The sequence below is a fragment of the Caballeronia sp. dw_19 genome, assembly GCF_018449515.1.
Classification (GTDB): domain Bacteria; phylum Pseudomonadota; class Gammaproteobacteria; order Burkholderiales; family Burkholderiaceae; genus Caballeronia.
This window is the reverse complement of sequence record NZ_JAAVUQ010000027.1, coordinates 58,481-77,387: the sequence shown is the minus strand read 5'-3', so window position 1 is coordinate 77,387 and position 18,907 is coordinate 58,481. Positions and strand designations below refer to the sequence as shown.

Sequence of the window (18,907 nt, the reverse complement as noted above, 5' to 3'; positions counted from 1 at the left end):
GGCAGGCATGCAGAGCGCCGTGTAGATCGATTTGACGGGTCCGGATGCGAGTCTTTGCGCGTAATTGCCTGTACGACAGTGGTGGCTATGCAGTGGCGTTTGAATTGAGTGTAATAGTGGACGCGGCCTCCCTCAGTGCGCTCGCGCACAGTGCCAGAGGAAGCGAGGGGACGTCCCCGTCGGGCGCGACTGGCTAAAAAATTCGCAACGTCCTTTGTGAAGCAGCGCCGCAGGCCAGTCTCGACTACCGGTGGGCTCTTTGCATCGCTTCTCTTGGCACTGTGCGCCAGCGCACTGAGGAAGGTCATCCCCACTATTAGACTCAACCTTGAACTTCTGTGTGTAACGGGTGCAGGAGTAACCGACCAGGCAGGAAGACGCGCAATCCGGACTTGTCATATCAATCCATGCGGCGCTCGGCATACCTGCTGAAAGGCACGTAAGTGATCGGTAAAACGACCTCGGTAAAACGTCTCAACGCCAATCTGCATTGCCGTCCGAAGCGCGCGGTATATCGCGAAGCTGTTCAGCGATGACGTCGGGATGCGACAGGCGTGGTTATAGCGGGTTCTTCGAGAAATACAGCCATCAATTCTGCCGGCGGCAAAGACGCACCGCGCCGGTTGGTCATGCACGCATGGGTGCCAGGTTATCCGTCAGCAGAAAGGGCAATGACCATGGGAAAGAAGACGATGCTAAAGGAAGCACTTGTCCAGCTCCTGATCTGGATAGGTCTTGCGCGTGCGACGCGCATGCTGCTATGGCGCGACCGTCTCGCCATTCTGCTCTATCACGATCCCGATCCGGCGACGCTGGACCGGCACCTCACATACCTCAGCAAGTTCTGCGATCTCGTACCGCTTGAAGACTTTAACCAACCTGGAACGGGCCGTCCGCGCGCAGCGATCACGCTCGATGACGGCCATGCGGGCAATGCGGAACTGTTACCAGTCTTCATCAAACACAAAGTACGCCCCACTATCTTTCTATGCAGCCGTATTGTTGGCCGGCCGCGCATGCACTGGTGGATGCATCCGGGCGCCCAACGCGCGGGCCTCGAGCGCCTGAAGCAACAGTCGAACGATGCGCGCGTCGCGGAACTCGAAGAAGCGGGCTTTCACCAGGACGGCGACGATCGGGCGACCGGGCTCGCAATCAGGCAGATTGAGGAAATGCGGCCCTTCGTGGACTTTCAGTCGCACACGCGATTTCACCCGATTCTCACGCACTGTGACGACACCGAATGCGCAGAGGAAATCGCCAGTTCGAAGCACGAGGTGGAGGCCCTTGTGAACCGCCACTGCGAGCACTTTGCTTTTCCCAATGGCAACTATGGCCCGAGAGAAATTGAATTGGTAAAAGCGGCTGGGTACAAAACTGCGCGCACTTGCGACATCGGCTGGAACGATCAACGGACCGACCCGTTCCGTCTGCGGGCGATGATTATCGGCGACGAGGCGTCAACCGCCATGTTCGCGGTTCAATTGACGGGTATTCCGCGCTTGCTTAAGTACTGGTTTCGCAGCGGACGATGGGACGGGCGTTTTCCGCAATTCTGATCGCGGTTGAAACGTTTGATCGGGAAATGTGCAGCTTCGCGCAGTTCCCCCGTGGGTATGCAGCTAGAGTAAGTCGCAATGCAATAGTCGGGCGAGCGGACAAGTTCGGGCAGCGCTGCGATATCGTCGCGGCGGGCTAGCGGCCCGGTAATCGAGGGATTGGACCAGGGCGGCTGGGGTGCACCGCGTGGGTTGCGTGCGCCGTGTATCGTGTTCTGATGAGGTTCGGATGAAAACGAAAGACCAGAAGCATGCCCAGCAATCTTCGTCGACCGACGGGATCGACTTTCTCACTGCTATCGATTCCCTGCTGGATCACAAAAGGTTGATTGCAGTCACCACTATCAGTGCTTTTCTGATCGGCTGCGCCTATGCGTTTCTTGCTCCGCCGGTCTATGAGGCTGATGCGCTGATCAAGGTCGCCGATGCCGACCAGCAGCAGCCGGCAGCAGCAGCAGATTCGCTGAGTTACTACGCCGCACCCACTTTCAACGACAAAGCATCGGCCGAGGGCGCGATTCAGGTTATAGGATCGAGGCACATCGTTGCACAGGCGGTCGCCAACAATAAGCTCTATATCGAAGCGGAACCGCACCGTTTTCCGCTGATCGGGTCGATGATCGCCCACGACAGCGAAGGCCTTTCTGCTCCAGGCCTATTGGGGCTTGGAGGCTACGTCTGGGGCGACGAGAATATCAAGGTGGGCGCTTTTGACGTTCCCGAAAAATTCGAAGATAAGAAATTCGCCGTTCGCGCCCTTGCCGATGGCCGCTACGAGCTCGTTGGTCCCGGACTTGCGTCCAGCGTCACTGGACGCATTGGCGTGACGGAGCGATTCGACACGAAAGCGGGGCCGCTGACCCTACGCATTGACTCCATGCACAGCCAGCCGGGCGGTGAGTTTATCGTCACCCGGAACTCGGAACCACTGCTGGTAGAAGAACTGCAAAAGAAGCTCAAACTCGCCGAGGCGGGCACGAAGACGAATGTCATCAAGCTGTCCATGCAGGGCACCGACCCCGTAGTACTGGCTAGCACGGTCAAAGAAATCTCCGACCTGTATGTGAACTGGAACAAAGAGCGCAAGGCCAGAATCGCGCAGGATGCCCTCGCCCACATCAACGAAGCGTTGCCGGACATGGAGAAACAGGTCACGAATTCGGAGACCGCATACAACAATTATCGCGACGCGAACGGGATGCTCGATCTCGGCGAAGAGGGGCGGCTGTTACTCAAGCAAATTGCTGATAACAATGCGGCGCTGCTCGACCTTAAGCGCAAGCGTCAGGCGCTTTCCGCAACGCTCAGTCCCGCGAATCCGAATATCGTGGCGGCCGACCAGCAGATTGAGGCAACCCAGCGCGAAATCGATGCGCTGAATCTCCGCGTGCGCGCCATGCCTGGGGCCGAGCAGGGTGCGCTGCAATTGATGCGCAATGTTCGTGTCAACACCGACGTGTATGTGGCAATGCGCAAGTATGCGGAAGAAATGCAACTGGTGAGCGAGGGAAAAGCAGGCTCGGCGGAAATCATCGATCCCGCAGAAGTTCCTGCCCGTCCCGTCAAGCCTTTGAAGCGGCTGATCATGCTCGGCTCGCTCTTGCTGGGCGCTATGCTCGGGGGAGGAAGCGCCATCATGTGGGATCGATTGCGCCGGGGCGTAACCGATACCGACGACATTGAGTCCGCAAGCGGATTGAGTGTCTACGCGACGATACCGGTGAGCGACAGGCAGGAAGAGATCACGCGCAGGGCTGACCGGAATTTGCCGCAGCAGCTGCCTCTCGCGGCCAGCTATCCGCGCGACCCGGCCATTGAAAGTCTGCGCACGCTGCGATCCGCCATCCAGTTACTGCTGATCGGCGCGCCGAACAACGTGATCATGCTTGCGGGCCCACTGCCCGAGATAGGCAAATCGTTTCTGGCGGCTAACCTCGCGACGTTGCTCGCCGCGGGCGGCAAACGGGTGCTGTTGATCGATGGCGATCTGAGAAAGGGGCAACTCTACCGGTATCTCGGCGTTCCAAAGGGCGAAGGGCTCAGCGAGGTGCTGTCGGGTCTCAGGCAGTTCGATGAGGTCGTCACATCGGGAGGAACGCCCAACCTCGATCTTCTTCAGACTGGCAGCTACCCGGCGGCCGCCGCGGATCTCCTGATGACTGGACGCTTCAGCGAGTGCGTCCGCGATGCGTCGCGGGCTTATGACATCGTCATGATCGATGCACCAGCGGTCCTCGCGGTGTCCGACGCAGGAATAATGGCTCCAGTCGCCGGTTCGGTTTTCCTGGTCGTGCGCTTTGCGGATACGCTCGTCGGCGAAATCGATGCAACGATCAAGCGTCTTGGCCAGGCGGGCGCTCGCATCAGCGGGATTGTGCTCAACAGGGTGAAAGTGCGCAGCAGCAACTACGCACTGGCGAGGCGGTACGGCACATACGCCTCCGTCGCGCATCACTACGACTCCAGTTCTCAGTGAACGGCTCTGCGATGGGGCAGCGGCGATTTACCGCTTGCGGGTAATCCAACGGCCTGGGCGAATCGGGCGACGCCCACACTTCGTACACCCCTGCCCGGATTCGTGGTCTCGCCATGCCGATTGGAAAGCACACGGCGTCCGGGTAACGCTTACGCCATAGGGTCGCTGAACGCCCCGCGCCATCTGACCCGCATCATATTTTTCGGAGATGGAATGAATGTGAGGTTCGCCAGTGGCGAGTACACGGGGAGCGGCTTCTCCTACCGATCCCTTTTGCTATGGGAATTCGGCTATGCAGCGATTCTCCTGCTTTGGGCCTTCACGGGTCAGAGCGATGCCCTGAAGCTGGTCGCCAACGGGTTCGCATTTGCATTGGTATTACGCGTCGGCATGCTGCTGCTCGCGCAAGTCAACCGGCTCGACCGTGTCTCTCGTGTCCTGATGTGCTTCGTGCTTTTTTTCGGCGTGACCAATCTGATTGTCAATATCGATGACGCGCAGGCCGGCGAGACCATCAAGATACTGTCCATTTTCATGTTCTATTTTGCGGGGCAGACAACCGAAGACGAATACTTCGGAAGTGCTCCCAGCTTGTCGCTAGCTGCGCTGTTTGTTGCGGTGCCTGTACTCAGCGCGCTCTTCGATCTTTATCGCGGGGGCGGGGGGCCGAACAGTGAACTCAACGAACAGACGCTCTCTTTCTTCGCAAACCGGAACAACGCGGTCGCGTTTACGGTCATCAGCTCATGGACGTTGATGCTTGCCGGCATCAAGCGCTGGCTTATCGTCATCTACCTCGCCGCGTGCGTACTCGCGTTCAAGACGTTGGGCGCATTGCTGGCCATAGCGTTTGCGTTGTATCTCGTCTATCCCGGCTTCAACATACTGCGTAACCTGATGATCGCAGCCGGAGCCGCAGCATTGTATTTCGAGTTCGATGACGACCTCGAAATACTGTCGCGGGCGAGCACTGCCTGGCGCTCGCTCAATAGCGTGTTAGCGGAGTCGGGCGGAGTCTGGGGCCTCGGCAAAATGGACTATGGGCAGATCTACACTGCTGCTGGAACAAGCGACATCTCGCTGATCTTCCGCCTGAAGCACTGGGTCAATCTGATAAGCCTATACATGGACGGCCCGCTGATCAATCAGCTATTTGGTTTCGGTGTTGGGAGCAGCGTGGAACTCACAGACCTGAAGCTTGTGCCGCACAACGACTATCTCAGGTTCTTTTTTGAACTCGGTCCGGGCTTGTTTATTTGCTTCGTCGTACTTAATTTTTTGATATTGAAAAGGATCGGCATGCATTTCATATCAATGCCCGCGGTCTTTATCTTTATTTATTTCTTCTCGGACAATCTGGTCAACAATTTTCTGGTGATGTCGTTTTTCTATTTCACAGCAGGCGCCCTCTCCAGCAGCATTAAGCGTTGCGGGGTTAGCTAGCCCAAAGACATGCGCGGCGCCTGAAGTTGCCAGCGCAGATGAAGCGTTAAGGAAATCATGAACACGCAATTGAATGTCTTGAACGTATCGCAGAATCATTTCGTGAGAGGTGGTTCGGATCGCTATTTCCTTTCGCTTGGCGATCTTCTTTCGCAACAGGGGAACCTCGTGGTTCCGTTTTGTGCAAAGAGCGAAAAGGACCAGCCATCGGAGTGGGCAACGTACTTTCCGCCCGGGGCGAATTTCGAGTCGCCATCGGTGCTGGACGTCCTGAAATACCACTATTCACCAGCCGCGAGAAACAACCTCCGGAAGCTCGTTTCCGGTAACCGGTTCGATATTGCTCACCTTCACATTTACTATGGCAAGCTGACTTCGTCGATTTTGCCGGTTCTGAAGGACGCGGGCATCCCGGTCGTCCAGACCGCGCATGACTACAAGCTGATATGCCCGGTATACACCTGCAGCCGCGGCGGGAAGGCCTGTGAGGCATGCCACGGGAAAGAATATTGGCGAGCGGTGGTGCATAAATGCAATCGCGGTTCGTATCTGCGAAGTGCGATATCGATGTCGGAATCGTACGTTTCCCGATGGTTGGGCAGCGTCGACGCGATCGACAGGTTTATCGCTGTGAGTCAATTCGGCGCTACGCGGATGGCTGAGAACGGAATTGATCCGAGCAGGATCTCGGTCGTGCCGAACTTCATCGACATTACCCAGTTCACGCCACAAACAGAGACCGGGCGTTACTTCGTCTACTTTGGGCGGATTGAGCATTCGAAAGGGATCCCGACGCTAATCAAGGCGTTCATGCAAATGCCGGATATCCCGCTCGTGGTGATAGGGGAAGGAAGTCTTCTTCCCGAGGTTCAGGCACAAGCTGCGGCAAGCCCTAACATTCAGTTTGCCGGATTCAAGAACGGCTCAGAACTGTATTCATTGGTGAGGCAGTCCGTAGCATCGATCCTGCCGTCGGAATGGTATGAAAACTGTCCGATGGCCGTTCTCGAAAGCTTTGCGCTGGGGCGGCCAGTCATTGGCACGCGCATCGGCGGCGTACCGGAATTGATCTCGCAGGGGGAGGATGGCTACCTTTTCGAGCCGGGAGATGTGGATTCGCTCTGCACGACAGTACGGACGGTCTGGGAGCAGCGTGGCAACCCTGAAATGGGTCGGGCAGCGCGACGCAAAGCGGAGCAGGAATTCTCCTCCGACATACATTATCGGAGAATTCGAGACGTTTATGACTCGCTTCGCGGGACGTAGAGTGAAGCGAGCTGGAGATGTCGGTTGAGGGGAAATGCTGCGGTATCGGACCGGGACACGCGCGCAATTCCTGCGCGCATTTTCAATCGCAAAACCCCGCTTGGCGACACTCGCATTTGCGGGTAGCCGGGTGGCTATTCCCCACACGATTATCCGCGTCAAAGCGGCTACAACGACGCTTTGACGTCGAACATTCTCAGTCAAAAAACTCGTAAGCATTGCTAAACCGATGACTACGGCGAGAAGCCGCGACCGTGCTATAGCGATCTCGTCTTCTTCATCGCGGCATCTTGAGCGACCGCGTCATGCGAACGTAATACGCGTTGTTTTCTCCTGATAAGTGTCTTGTCGTAACTGGACTCACTGCGCTTCGCAATGCACTGAGACGACTTTAATTCGAATGTCTGGTAGCGCACACAGAAGAAAGTCCTTGCAGGCATATTCTTGCAAAAAGCCCGCTGCTAGAACTTGTCGCGTTCATGCGTTCGTAGACGTCAACTTACTGAATGCTGTCGAACGCATCCATAGCAAACGCACGATCAACCGGGGCTTATGCACCCGAACACCCGAACACCAGTTCAATCCCGCCGTGAGGGCCTAACCTCGCAGGCGTGGAGCGTAGGCTCGTCCAGCTAGCCAGCAGTATCGTCGGATCAATAATCAGCGAGTTGCGATTTAGCTTAATGCGAATTGCATGCGTTTTATTCGCGTTTTGCGAATCTTCGGAATGCTAAATAATACGAATACGAATCCGTTAATCGGATCTTCGTACAAGTCCAAGGTGGAGAAGAGTCGATGAGAGCAAACAGGTCCCTCGCAATTCTCGGCACTCGGGGTGTTCCCGCCTGTCATGGTGGATTTGAAACATTCGCAGAGCGACTCGCCCTTCACCTTACGCAGCGCGGCTGGGATGTCACGGTCTATTGCCAGGGTGACAGCACCTTGCAGAATCGGGTCGATGATTCATGGCGAGGCATTCATCGGATCGTCTTGCCAGTGAAACGCGAGGGAGCTGCAGGGACAATGGAGTTCGACTGGGCCTGCGTGCGAGATGTAGCAAAAATGCAGCCCGGCGTTGCCCTGACACTTGGCTACAACACGGCAATCTTTTGTGTGTGGATGAGACTGCTCGGTATAAATAATGTGATCAATATGGATGGTCTCGAATGGCGGCGTGACAAATGGCGCCCGCACGAACGGGCGTGGCTATGGCTCAACGAACGGATAGGCTGCCTGGTCGGTAATCATCTGATAGCGGACCACCCGGCCATAGCCGATCACCTGGCAACACGCGTGCGTCGCACGAAAATTACGACGATCACCTATGGTGCGGATCATATTGAGAAGGCAAATGAAAAGCCGCTGGGCGATCTCTCATTGTCTCCTTACAACTATGGAATCGTGATTGGGAGGCCAGAGCCGGAGAATTCCATCCTGGAAGTTGTGCGGGCGTTTTCGCAAAGAACGCGCAATGCGAAGCTCGTCGTGCTGGGGAAATATGAGCCGAACACGCACGACTATCATCGCGAGATTATGGATTCAGCAGGGAGTGAGGTGCTCTTTCCGGGTGCAATCTACGACACGGAGACAGTACGCTCATTGAGATTTCACGCCCGGTTTTATCTTCATGGCCACAAGGTCGGCGGCACCAACCCGTCGCTTGTGGAAGCGCTTGGCGCCGGTAATGCGGTGATTGCGCACGACAACGTCTTTAACCGCTGGGTGGCCGGCGTAGGCGCCCGATACTTCTCGTCGCAATCTCAGTGTGCCGATCATATCGGCGAACTCCTGGACGACGATGCCACGGTGGCGACGATGCGTGCGAGCAGCGTCGAACGGTTCGCAAATATGTTCCAGTGGAGCGGAATTCTGGAAAAATATGAGGGCTTGCTCGAGCAATATTGCCGACCGGAAGCAGCGCCTATATTGGATGACCTTGTCGCAGGAAGCAGGTCAAGCGAGATAGACCGGGACGGTTGAGGTTGATGTATTCGATCAAGGCGTGGCGTTGATTCGCGCCATGCTTCGAACTGGCGCGGCAACCGAGGCAATGTTGTTTAATGCCCGAAGTCCCCTGGATTGTTCGAATTGGTTGCCATGCTCTTGACTAGCAGATGCAGCACATCAGTGTTTATTAAGTACCTTCAACCATTTCGAACCGATTGAACGCTTTGCAACGCAGGCGGCATGGTCGTCTGATATTCCGGCACCCAGCGACGCAGGTCACGCCGCACTTCATCGTCTGCTAGCACACGATGCTGCATCAGCCACGGCAGCAATTCATCGAGGAAGTGATTCGGCACTTCGCGCGCCTGTGCGATCCGCAGTTTCGGGTGCGGTGTGCGCGTGGTCGTTTCCTCGTCAGCAAGTAACTCTTCGTAGAGCTTTTCGCCCGGCCGCAAGCCCGTGAACACGATCCGGATTTGCTCCTCCGAGAATCCGTACAAACGGATCAGATCGCGCGCCAGGTCCACGATCCTCACCGGCTCACCCATAGTTGGTCGGGTTGACGGCTTTATCGGTGGAGATCAGCACGAAATGGCTCACCTGATGGCGAATCGCCGCGCGCGCCACGCGCAACGTGCCCAGCACGTTGTTGCGCACCGCCGCCCATGCGTTCTGCTCTTCCATCAACGGTACGTGCTTGTACGCGGCCGCGTGAAACACGATATGCGGTGCGAAGCGCGACATGGTCTGATCGAGCAATAGCGAATCCTTGAGATCACCAACAGATCCGGAAACCGCTCATGCAATTCTTCGATGAGCAGATATATCGCATGCCTGTATCGAGTCGCCCGTCCATACCTTTTAGGTTTCTCGAAACTCTCGACTAATATGGCGAAGTCGTCGCGCCGATCTCCGCGCACCCGCGCCTGATTCCCTATGCTGAATTAGAGAATCGAATTCGCACTTGACGAAAATAAAGCAAACGTTATGCCAAAGTTAAATAAAGGTGTCGGATCAACGCGGAATAGCCGACGTCCGGTCAATACGGTGCCAAACCCATCGCCAATAAGGAGACCTGTTTAATCCATACTATCACTCCAAATTAGTTACCGATTATTACGCGTCAATCCACTCCCGATTAGCGACGAAATTTGACCCATTGCATCGCCAAAATTGGCTAATATTGATACTTCGATAGTGCGCGGCTCGAACGAATCTACGATATAACTATCCCGGTTACAGTGATTGAATAAAATAAAATTTCGAGCAGTACTGAGATTCAAACTGCTCCAACCAAGGACACAAGCCATGCGCCCGTTAAGCACAGGGAACGTTTCTGATTAAGGAATTAATAACAACTCCGTTGCACAGTGAGGTAAAAAATGTACCTTTCCGGGTACTTCGATACGAGCGCCGATTAATGGACAGAGTCAATTTCAGTGCAGAAGCGTGCTCAATTTGTCGGACGTCGGAATCAAGTGACGACAGGGCGTTCCAAACTTCTACACTCAGACGACTAGGCATACGATCCAATTTGCACTAAAGTGCGCCGGTTATTTTTTAAGTGTGAGCGCCGGCTACCGCCCTGACACTAGACAGTGCGGTCGCCGCCGTTCCATGAGCTGTAGCGACAAAGAGTTACGTTTGCCGCAAAGGTTCGCGTCCTTCGCAGGTTTGACAATGAAGTTGATCATCCAAATCCCGTGCTTCAATGAAGCACAAAGCATTGCGATAACGCTCGCCGCGCTACCTCGCGAGGTCAAGGGTTTCGACAAGGTGGAGTGGCTGGTTATCGACGACGGAAGTACCGACGACACCGCCGCCGTCGCGCGTAGAAACGGTGCAGATCACGTCGTACGCCATACCGGTAACCAGGGACTTGCCCGAGCCTTCATGACGGGTATCGAGGCTTCGGTGCGCTTAGGCGCCGACGTTGTTGTCAATACCGACGCAGATAATCAATATGACGCCCGCGATATTCCCGCGCTGGTTGAACCAATCTGTCAGGGCGTTGCAGAAATAGTAATAGGCGCGCGGCCCATTGCTGAGATAGAGCACTTCTCTGCCGCGAAAAAATTCCTCCAGAAGCTCGGTAGCTGGGTTGTCCGAACCGCAAGCCGCACTACGGTGGAAGATGCGGCCAGCGGATTCCGGGCGTTCAGTCGAGATGCCGCGCAGCGCCTCACCGTGTTCAGCGACTATACCTATACCCTCGAGACAATCATCCAGGCTGGCCAGAAGAACATGGCGGTCATCTCCGTACCGATTCGTGTGAATCCGGATCTGCGGCCGTCGCGGCTTGTTAAAAGCGTCCCGTCGTACGTATTCAGGTCAATGCTGACAATCTGCCGGATCTTCGTTATATACCGCCCTGGCCGCTTCTTCGGCACGCTTGGCACGGCCTTGCTGGCAGCGTCGTTCGTGCCTGGTGTGCGATTCATTGCGTTATACCTTAACGGCGAAGGGCAAGGTCACGTCCAGTCGCTCATTCTTGCGTCCATCCTTGCTGGCATGGGTATTCAGACCCTCTTGGCGGCAGTGATCGCCGAACTGCTCGCGACCAACCGGAAGCTTCTGGAAGATATTCGCTACACCGCGAAGCGCGCGGAGCCGGTCGCATCCACTAGCGGCAAGAACTCATTTGCCGTGGTCGTGCCGCGTAGATCAGAACAACCGCGTTCAGCTACGCGCTCCTGAACTGAACCCGCAGAAAAGAAGGCACTCGCTGATGAAGATTTCGCAGGGAATGGTCGAAAACGGAACCGTAGTGGGGAATACCTACGATAAATACGGATCGAAAAATGTCATCGTTCGGCGGCTCATGCAGGGGTTCGATAACTCGCTGACCGAGCTTGTCGGTAAGGTGTCCCCTCAATCCATTCACGAGGTTGGATGCGGCGAGGGATATTGGGTCATGCGGTGGGCGGATCAGGGCATTGCGTCCACCGGCAGTGATTTCTCAGGAAAAGTGATCGAACTGGCTTGCGCGAATGCGTTGGAGCGGGGCATGACATCCGATCTGTTTTCCGTGGAAAGCATCTACGAATTACCCCATAGGACAACGAAGCCCGAGCTGATCATTTGCTGCGAAGTGCTGGAGCATCTGGAGCATCCCGAGGACGCACTACGTGCGTTGCAAGTCGCAGCGAAGGAATATGTCATCGTCAGCGTGCCGCGCGAGCCGATCTGGAGTGCGCTGAACCTCGCACGAGGCAAGTACCTGATGAGCGGCGGAAATACCCCTGGTCATATCCAGCGATGGTCGGCGTCAGCGTTCAAAACCCTGGTGTCCCGATACTTCGATATTCTGGAAATCCGCACCCCGCTGCCCTGGACCATGCTGCTGTGCCGCGTGCCAAGCGTACCGCGTTCGCAATGAGTTCGACGTTGAAGCGCGCTTTGTCCTGGGGCGGCAGCGCGCTGGGTATTCTCGGTGTCGCTTTTGTCGCGCTGAAGCTGTTCGACTATGGCAATCGGGTGCCGATGAACCGTATCGGCATGGGACAGTGGTTCGGCATTGCGGCCCTGGCGCTTGTGTATGGCGCATCCGGTTTTCTTCTGGCGATCGCCTGGCGAGACATCCTGCGCCATCTCGGCGTGACGGTTCGCCGAGACTGGGCCGCCTGGGCATATGGCGTTTCACAGCTCGCCAAATATGTCCCGGGCAATGTGTTTCACCTCGCCGGACGACAAGCACTCGGCGCGTCGGCCGGCCTGCCGCAGTGGCCGCTCGGCAAGTCGCTGGTCTGGGAACTCGGCACGATCGCGGTCATGGCCGGACTGTTCGCGCTGTGGACAATTCCTTCGTTCCTGCCGCTGCCCGTATGGGTCGCACTCCTTGTATTTGCGTGCGCAGCGGGCGGTTCTGTCGCGATCATCCGTCGCGTGTTCAGTCCCGACCTGGCACGGGCCGCTGCGCTGCAACTCGTGTTTCTCGCCCTCTCCGGCATCATCTTTGCAACGCTGTTCAAGCTTTTGGGTGGCGGGTGGAATTGGGTTCCTGTTGGCGGAGCGTATGTGGTCGCATGGCTGGTCGGACTGGTTACGCCTGGGGCACCAGCGGGCGTCGGGGTTCGCGAGGCGGTCTTGTTTTTCTTGCTGCGCCCGCTTCTCGGGCAGGCTGATCTGCTCGAAATCATTCTCATCGGACGACTCGTCACCGCGGCGGGAGATCTGGCTTTCTTTCTTGCCGCATCGGTGTGCTTTTCAGGGCGGCCCACGGGGTTGCTTGTTGAAACAGCGTAACGCGCGGATCGTAACCCTCACCGGCATTTTAACTATGACAACACCCGGATCCGGCATGCGTGCGCAACGAATCTTCGGAATGAAGGCACTCTGTCTGGTAGTGCTGCTCGCGGCGATCGCAGCAATCTACGGATCGATTCCGTTTTATTCCGCGCCGGTAATGGGGCAACTTGTCTGGGTATCGTCGTTCGCACAGTCCTTCGCGAACGATGGCTGGTTCACGGTGTTTTCCCATAACTTCGGTTACCCCCGCACTGCGCCCATGGCGTTCGGCTTGCCGGGAGCGCTTGTAGAAGGCGCGTTGCTGCGTGTCACTACGCTAAGCGCCGCCGATGCCTACTCGTTCATGACCGTCGGTTATCTGGCGCTGGCGGGTTGGGGTGCAATTCGTTGCGCTCAACGGATCGGGCTTAGCTATCGTGCGGCGGTCCTCGCAGCCGTCGTATGGCTGACCATGCCGATGGTTTGGGCACATGCGGTCTATTCGATGCTGTCAATCGGCATCGCCTTGCTTCCCTTCTACCTGAACCAGGCGTTGCGCGTATGCCGCATTGACAACACCCGCGTCTCGACACTCGCTGGCAATGCCTTGGGCTTCGCAGCAACCGCAGTGCTGTCGGTGTTCATGGACGGGTACACGTTTGTCATGTTTGCGTTGGCGACCTTCATTTTTCTCGCCGTCGAAGGACTAGCCGATCGTGCTCGCCTTAGATGGGTCACCGCGGTCAGCTTGCCCATTTGTATTGTTGGCTTCGCGGTCGCGTATTTACTCTATGTGTCGTTCCTCGGTTTTCCACTGTTCACGCCTGACTCGCTCGACCTTTTCCGCGGGTGGGGAGTCGACGTAACCATGCTGGTCTTGCCCACCAAAGGGTTGTTTTGGTTTTGGGACCATCTTGGCATGGGCCTGGATCGAAACGATCAGTTCTACTACGGCGATGCGTCGGTGTGGACAACGACGTTTTCACTGTTCCTTGGATTGTTTGGCTGCCTTGGATTTTTTGTCGTCAGGCGTCAAAAAATCGCCGTTGCCTTTCTCGCCATCGCGATCATAGGGACTTATCTTTCCCTGGGACCGTCCTTAAAGGTTTACTCGTTGCGGCCTCAAGCCGATATTGTCGCCGGCAATTTTTCTCCGTTCATGCCAGCTGCCAATGCAGTCATGCCCACTGGCAGTGCGTACCTCTCCGAGCATGTACCGGGCTTCAAGAATATGCGCGCGAGCTATCGGTGGCTGGCTCTCGGCCTTTTCGGACTGTGGGCGCTGTTTGCAATGCTGATCGGCGAACTGGAGCGGCGGCAACACGCTGGCTGGGCGCTTGTGCTGGTCGCGCTGACGGTTGTCTGCAACCTTCCAAAACCACATGTGATGGCGTCTCAATCGGTTGTTAATCCGCCGAATGCGCGGGTGAAACTGCGGGCTCCGCATCATTGGCAGGACTCGTTGCGCAACGTCGATGCAACGTTGGTGGCATCGTTTAAACGCCAGATACGGCCGGGAAGCGTCGTCGCCTTCGTGCCTCAGGGAAACGATTTCCTCGCGGCCTATCTTGCCGCCGAGGCAAATGTGAAGACGTACAACTCGGGTGGCGACAAGAACGTGGAGATCGCGAGATCCGCGTGGCCCGTGAACATTCAGGCACTGTTCGCCAGCGACCCCGAACACCTTGGCGCGGCGATCAAACAGACACTCGATACCCATGACGCCAATTACGTGGTGGTGTCCTTTATCGATCTGCTCTGGGACGCGCACGAGTGGCCCCCGGCAACAGCAAGCGTGGAAGCAGCGAAGGCCCGTTTTGCGGGCGCTCTCGACCAGCTTCAGGCAGATCCAAGGTTCGTGGTGTCGCGTGGCGAGTACTTCGCGACGGTAGGGCTGCGGTAGTTTTTTTATGCGGGAGGATGCCCGAGTGCGCTTTGACGGAGTGCGTTAAGCGAGCCGCCGATCAACCCTGAGCACCTTAAGCACTTCCATGCTTTTCGTTGGCACGTGTATGAATGGCGAGAGGAGTGAGCGAAATCCTGCTAGGCCGAACCATACCGCGCGATGAATCGCACACGCTTCGCCTCTGATCCGAGTTATTCGAATCAGTTGCCACACTCTTGTTTAGCAGATGCAGTGCGTCAGCGGTTAAGTACCTTCAACCGTTTCGAACCGACTGAACGCTTTGCAACGCAGGCGGCATGGTCGTCTGATATTCCGGCACCCAGCGACGCAGGTCACGCCGCACTTCATCGTCAGCTAGCACGCGATGCTGCATCAGCCACGGCAGCAATTCATCGAGGAAGTGATTCGGCACTTCGCGCGCCTGCGCGATCCGCAGTTTCGGATGGGGTGTGCGCGTGGTCGTTTCGTCGTCAGCAAGTAACTCTTCGTAGAGCTTTTCGCCCGGCCGCAAGCCCGTGAACACGATCCGGATTTGCTCCTCCGAGAATCCGTACAAACGGATCAGATCGCGCGCCAGGTCCACGATCCTCACCGGCTCACCCATATCCAGGATAAAGATCTCGCCACCACGGCCCATGCTCGATGCCTGCAACACCAGTTGCGCGGCCTCGGGAATCGTCATGAAGAACCGCGTAATCTCCGGATGCGTCACCGTCACCGGCCCGCCCTTTGCAATCTGCTGCTGGAACTTCGGGATCACGCTGCCCGCGCTGCCCAGCACATTGCCAAATCTCACCGTCTCGAACTGCGTGCGCGGCGCGGTCTGCTGCAACGCCTGGCACGCCATCTCGGCCAGGCGCTTGCTCGCACCCATGACGTTGGTCGGATTGACGGCTTTATCGGTGGAGATCAGCACGAAATGGCTCACCTGATGACGAATCGCCGCGCGCGCCACGCGCAGCGTGCCCAGCACGTTGTTGCGCACCGCTGCCCATGCGTTCTGCTCTTCCATCAACGGTACGTGCTTGTACGCAGCCGCGTGAAACACGATATGCGGGGCGAAGCGCGACATGGTCTGATCGAGCAATAGCGAATCCTTCGCATCACCAATCACCGGGATCACCGACAGATCCGGAAACCGCTCATGCAATTCTTCGGTGAGCAGATACATCGCGTATTCGCTCAGGTCGTAGGCCACCAGTTGCGCCGGCGAGAAGCGCAGGATCTGCCTGCACAACTCCGAACCAATCGAACCGCCTGCGCCCGTAACCATCACCACGCGACCATGCAGCAACGCTTCGACGTGCGGCATGTCGATCTTCACCGGCTCGCGGCCAAGCAAGTCTTCCAGATCGATCTGGCGAACCCGTGAGAGGAACGCCTGACCTTGCGTGAGCACGGTGAGCGCGGGCAGCACCATTGCCTTGACGCCGGCGCGAACGCACATGGTAGCCACGCGCCGTTGTGCATCTACCGATGCCGACGGAATCGCGATGATCGCCGTATCAGCCTTGAGCTGTTCCGCCCAAAGCGGCAGCTCGCTGATCGATCCCAAGACCTTGTGACCCAGGATTTCACGGCCACGTTTAGCGGGATCGTCGTCGAGCAGACCGACCAGACGCCATTCGCTCGAACGAGCCAACTCGCGCACGAGATTCGCGCCCGCCGTACCCGCGCCGAGCACGATCACCGGCTTGCCCTTGCCAATCAAGCCGCCGTACAGATAAAACTCTTTAATCGCACGATACAGCGCGCGCGATCCGCCCGTCGCCATGAACAGCAGCAACGGCGACACGATCAACACAGAACGGGGAATGATGGGAGAAGGCTGGAGCATGGCCGCACCGATCATCACGATCAGCGCGCCGCTGGCGACCGCCTTGGAAATGCGCATCAGGTCAGGCAGGCTCGCAAACACCCACATGCCGCGATACAGCCCAAAGATACGGAACATCAGCCCGTAGATCACCACGACCCACACCAGCGCGTTGATGCCGCCGTGCCAGAAATCGTCAGGAACCGAGCCGTTGAAACGCAGCGCATACGCGGCGAGCCACGCCACGGCGACCGCCACGAGGTCGAAGCCGAACGCTGCAATCGAGAGCCACGTAGGCTTAATTCGCATCGTTATCGTTACCTTGAGTGAGGATGAATTGCCGCCAACGGCGGTCGATCTGCCAGCCAACCAAGGCCAGAACAACGTACCACGCCCCGAACAAGGTCCACTGGACCGTGAGCGGCACGCGAAGTGCTAAAAGCGCTACGCAACCGCTGCCCAACATGAGCAAGTAATACGCCACAGCCACGCGGACGTGGCTTTCAGTCAGTCTCACCAAACGCTGATAATAATGCTCGCGATGCGCCAGCCATACTTTTTCGCCCCGCGCGAGACGGCGCGCCAGGGTCACGGTGGCATCGGCGACAAAAGGCGCAAACACCAGCGCAGGGAAGCAGATCGGCCACACCCCGTGCTGCCAGCCCCAGAAGCCCAGCGCCCCAGCCAGGAAGCCAAGCGGGATAGAACCGGCATCGCCGAGGAATATCTTGGCCGGATGGTGGTTAAAAATCAAGAAGCCAAATGCTGCGCCGGCTACCGCCGCCGCAGTCACTGCGAGCGCTGGCTGCAAAACCAGCGCTGCAACAACGTAAAAGCCGAAACCAAACACCGCCATGCCGCCCGCAAGACCGTCGGAACCGTCCATGAAATTGTAAAGATTGACCACCCAGACAAGCGCGACCACGGCAAGCAGCGCAAGCCACCAGGTAATGCTCACGGAGCTCCACGCAATGGCCCCGGCCACCACGATCAGATGCGCGGCGAAGCGCACGCGAGCCGGCAAGCCCCGCCGATCGTCGATCTGGGACACTATGGCCAGCAGCAACGCCCCGAGCGCAATCCAGCCAAAGGATGGCGCGCACAATGCAACGGCGAGCAGCATGGCCGGCATGACGCCCCAGCCGCCCACACGCGGCACCGGACGCACATGCAGCGACCGGTGATTCGGGATATCGACAGCAATATCCCAAGCCCAGCCCGTACGCAATAGCAGGAGCAAAATCGCCGCGCACACCACGCAGGCGATTCCAGCCGTGAAGAACAAGAGCATGGGCATTGGCATTAACATCAGCGACGTCATCGGCGCGCCTCCTGGAATGCACGCACCGTCCGGGCGACGCCTTCAGCCACCGTTGTGGACGGCGTCCACCCGAGGTCAGTCCGCAGGCGCGTGCTGTCCATGCGCAGCGGGCTTGTCAGGCGGTCGACCTGGGCCGTGCGCCCCGTCAGCGCGCCCGCTGCGCGCAACCATGAAGCGGGTACCGGCAGCAAGCGCGCGGGTTTGTCAAAGGCGTGGGCCAGTGTCCGGATCATCTGCGCGACGCTGAGATCGTCGCCGTCTGTCACGTGGAACACGCCGTCAGTTGGCTCGGAACGGGTCGCCACGAAACGGATGGCATCGGCGAGATTGCCCACGTAGACCATGCTGCGGCGGGCATCGATTGCACCGAGCGGCAACGGGATGCCTCGCTCCACCGCTCGCATCAATTGTTCGAAGTTAGCCCGTACTCCCGGCCCATAAACCAGCGGCGGGCGCAGCACGACGACCTCCATTCCATGCTCGCGGCCGAAGCCTGCAAGCGCCTGTTCCGCTTCGAGCTTCGTGATGCCGTAGGGATCTGCGGGCGTCGGCTGATCATCCTCACGCCATGGCCGGCCCGGCTCGCCCTCACCCAACGCCTTGATGCTGCTTATATAAACCAGCCGCTTTACGCCCACCCGCAACGCCGCGCGCGCCACGTTCAGCGAGCCCTCAACATTGACCGCGCGATATTCGCCGAGCGGGTCGCCGGCGCTGTCCTTCATCACGTGGACGCGCGCGGCAAGATGAATGAGTACGTCGGCAGCAGGCAAAGCAGCGAGACTCGCGAAGTTATCGTCGGCGATTACTTGTTCGTGTACGCGCGGCTCGCAGCCGCCCGGCCGGCGCACAAGCGCGATCACGTGATGACCCGCGTCGCAGAGCGCCGCGCAGGTCGCGCGACCCACAAAGCCGTTAGCCCCTGTGACGATTACTCGCATGCCAG

The 18,907-nt window shown here is 57.7% G+C and carries 12 protein-coding genes and 1 pseudogene; 9 read left to right on the top strand and 4 right to left on the bottom strand.

The window, feature by feature from the left end:
- Window positions 1-671 precede the first annotated feature (671 nt).
- The 5 genes from HB376_RS28570 to HB376_RS28550 all read left to right on the top strand — a co-directional run bounded on the left by HB376_RS28570 (window position 672) and on the right by HB376_RS28550 (window position 8,724).
- Window positions 672-1,559: a polysaccharide deacetylase family protein gene (locus tag HB376_RS28570; protein WP_255631622.1), complete on the top strand. Its 888-nt coding sequence runs from the start codon at window positions 672-674 to the stop codon at window positions 1,557-1,559.
- A 229-nt stretch (window positions 1,560-1,788) separates the two neighbouring features.
- Window positions 1,789-4,035: a polysaccharide biosynthesis tyrosine autokinase gene (locus tag HB376_RS28565; protein WP_213767073.1), complete on the top strand. Its 2,247-nt coding sequence runs from the start codon at window positions 1,789-1,791 to the stop codon at window positions 4,033-4,035.
- 213 nt (window positions 4,036-4,248) lie between these two features.
- Window positions 4,249-5,478: a hypothetical protein gene (locus HB376_RS28560; protein ID WP_213767072.1), complete on the top strand. Its 1,230-nt coding sequence runs from the start codon at window positions 4,249-4,251 to the stop codon at window positions 5,476-5,478.
- Between the two features lie 57 nt (window positions 5,479-5,535).
- Window positions 5,536-6,744 (top strand): glycosyltransferase family 4 protein, encoded by a 1,209-nt coding sequence (locus HB376_RS28555; protein WP_213767071.1) that lies wholly within the window; start codon window positions 5,536-5,538, stop codon window positions 6,742-6,744.
- 795 nt (window positions 6,745-7,539) lie between these two features.
- Window positions 7,540-8,724 carry a DUF1972 domain-containing protein gene (locus HB376_RS28550; RefSeq protein ID WP_213767070.1) on the top strand — a complete coding sequence of 395 codons (1,185 nt, stop codon included), beginning with the start codon at window positions 7,540-7,542 and terminating at the stop codon, window positions 8,722-8,724.
- Window positions 8,725-8,888: 164 nt separating this feature from the next.
- Here the strand turns inward: HB376_RS28550 and HB376_RS28545 are convergent.
- A pseudogene (locus tag HB376_RS28545) lies at window positions 8,889-9,524 on the bottom strand (polysaccharide biosynthesis protein); the annotation flags it as partial.
- A gap of 847 nt (window positions 9,525-10,371) precedes the next feature.
- Here HB376_RS28545 and HB376_RS28540 point away from each other — a divergent pair.
- The 4 genes from HB376_RS28540 (at window position 10,372) to HB376_RS28525 (ending at window position 14,821) form a co-directional block, all read left to right on the top strand.
- Complete coding sequence (locus tag HB376_RS28540; RefSeq protein WP_213767069.1) at window positions 10,372-11,388, top strand: glycosyltransferase family 2 protein; 1,017 nt, start codon at window positions 10,372-10,374, stop codon at window positions 11,386-11,388.
- A 31-nt stretch (window positions 11,389-11,419) separates the two neighbouring features.
- The gene (locus tag HB376_RS28535; RefSeq protein WP_213767068.1) at window positions 11,420-12,070 is read left to right on the top strand and encodes a class I SAM-dependent methyltransferase; all 651 of its coding nucleotides are present in this window, start codon (window positions 11,420-11,422) and stop codon (window positions 12,068-12,070) included.
- Window positions 12,067-12,936, top strand: coding sequence for a hypothetical protein (locus HB376_RS28530; protein ID WP_213767067.1), 870 nt, complete (start codon window positions 12,067-12,069; stop codon window positions 12,934-12,936). The genes HB376_RS28535 and HB376_RS28530 overlap by 4 nt, the downstream gene beginning before the upstream one ends.
- A gap of 79 nt (window positions 12,937-13,015) precedes the next feature.
- The gene (locus HB376_RS28525; RefSeq protein WP_213767066.1) at window positions 13,016-14,821 is read left to right on the top strand and encodes a hypothetical protein; all 1,806 of its coding nucleotides are present in this window, start codon (window positions 13,016-13,018) and stop codon (window positions 14,819-14,821) included.
- A gap of 256 nt (window positions 14,822-15,077) precedes the next feature.
- On the opposite strand, the gene HB376_RS28520 is transcribed toward HB376_RS28525, so the two are convergent.
- Genes HB376_RS28520 through HB376_RS28510 form a run of 3 tightly spaced genes read right to left on the bottom strand, consistent with a single transcriptional unit; the run spans window position 15,078 to window position 18,902 of the window.
- Window positions 15,078-16,949: a nucleoside-diphosphate sugar epimerase/dehydratase gene (locus tag HB376_RS28520; RefSeq protein ID WP_213767065.1), complete on the bottom strand. Its 1,872-nt coding sequence runs from the start codon at window positions 16,947-16,949 to the stop codon at window positions 15,078-15,080.
- Window positions 16,939-17,961: a glycosyltransferase family 4 protein gene (locus HB376_RS28515; RefSeq protein ID WP_255631621.1), complete on the bottom strand. Its 1,023-nt coding sequence runs from the start codon at window positions 17,959-17,961 to the stop codon at window positions 16,939-16,941. Before HB376_RS28515 ends, HB376_RS28520 begins: the two co-directional genes overlap by 11 nt.
- Window positions 17,958-18,902, bottom strand: coding sequence for an SDR family oxidoreductase (locus HB376_RS28510; protein WP_213767064.1), 945 nt, complete (start codon window positions 18,900-18,902; stop codon window positions 17,958-17,960). Before HB376_RS28510 ends, HB376_RS28515 begins: the two co-directional genes overlap by 4 nt.
- Window positions 18,903-18,907 lie beyond the last annotated feature (5 nt).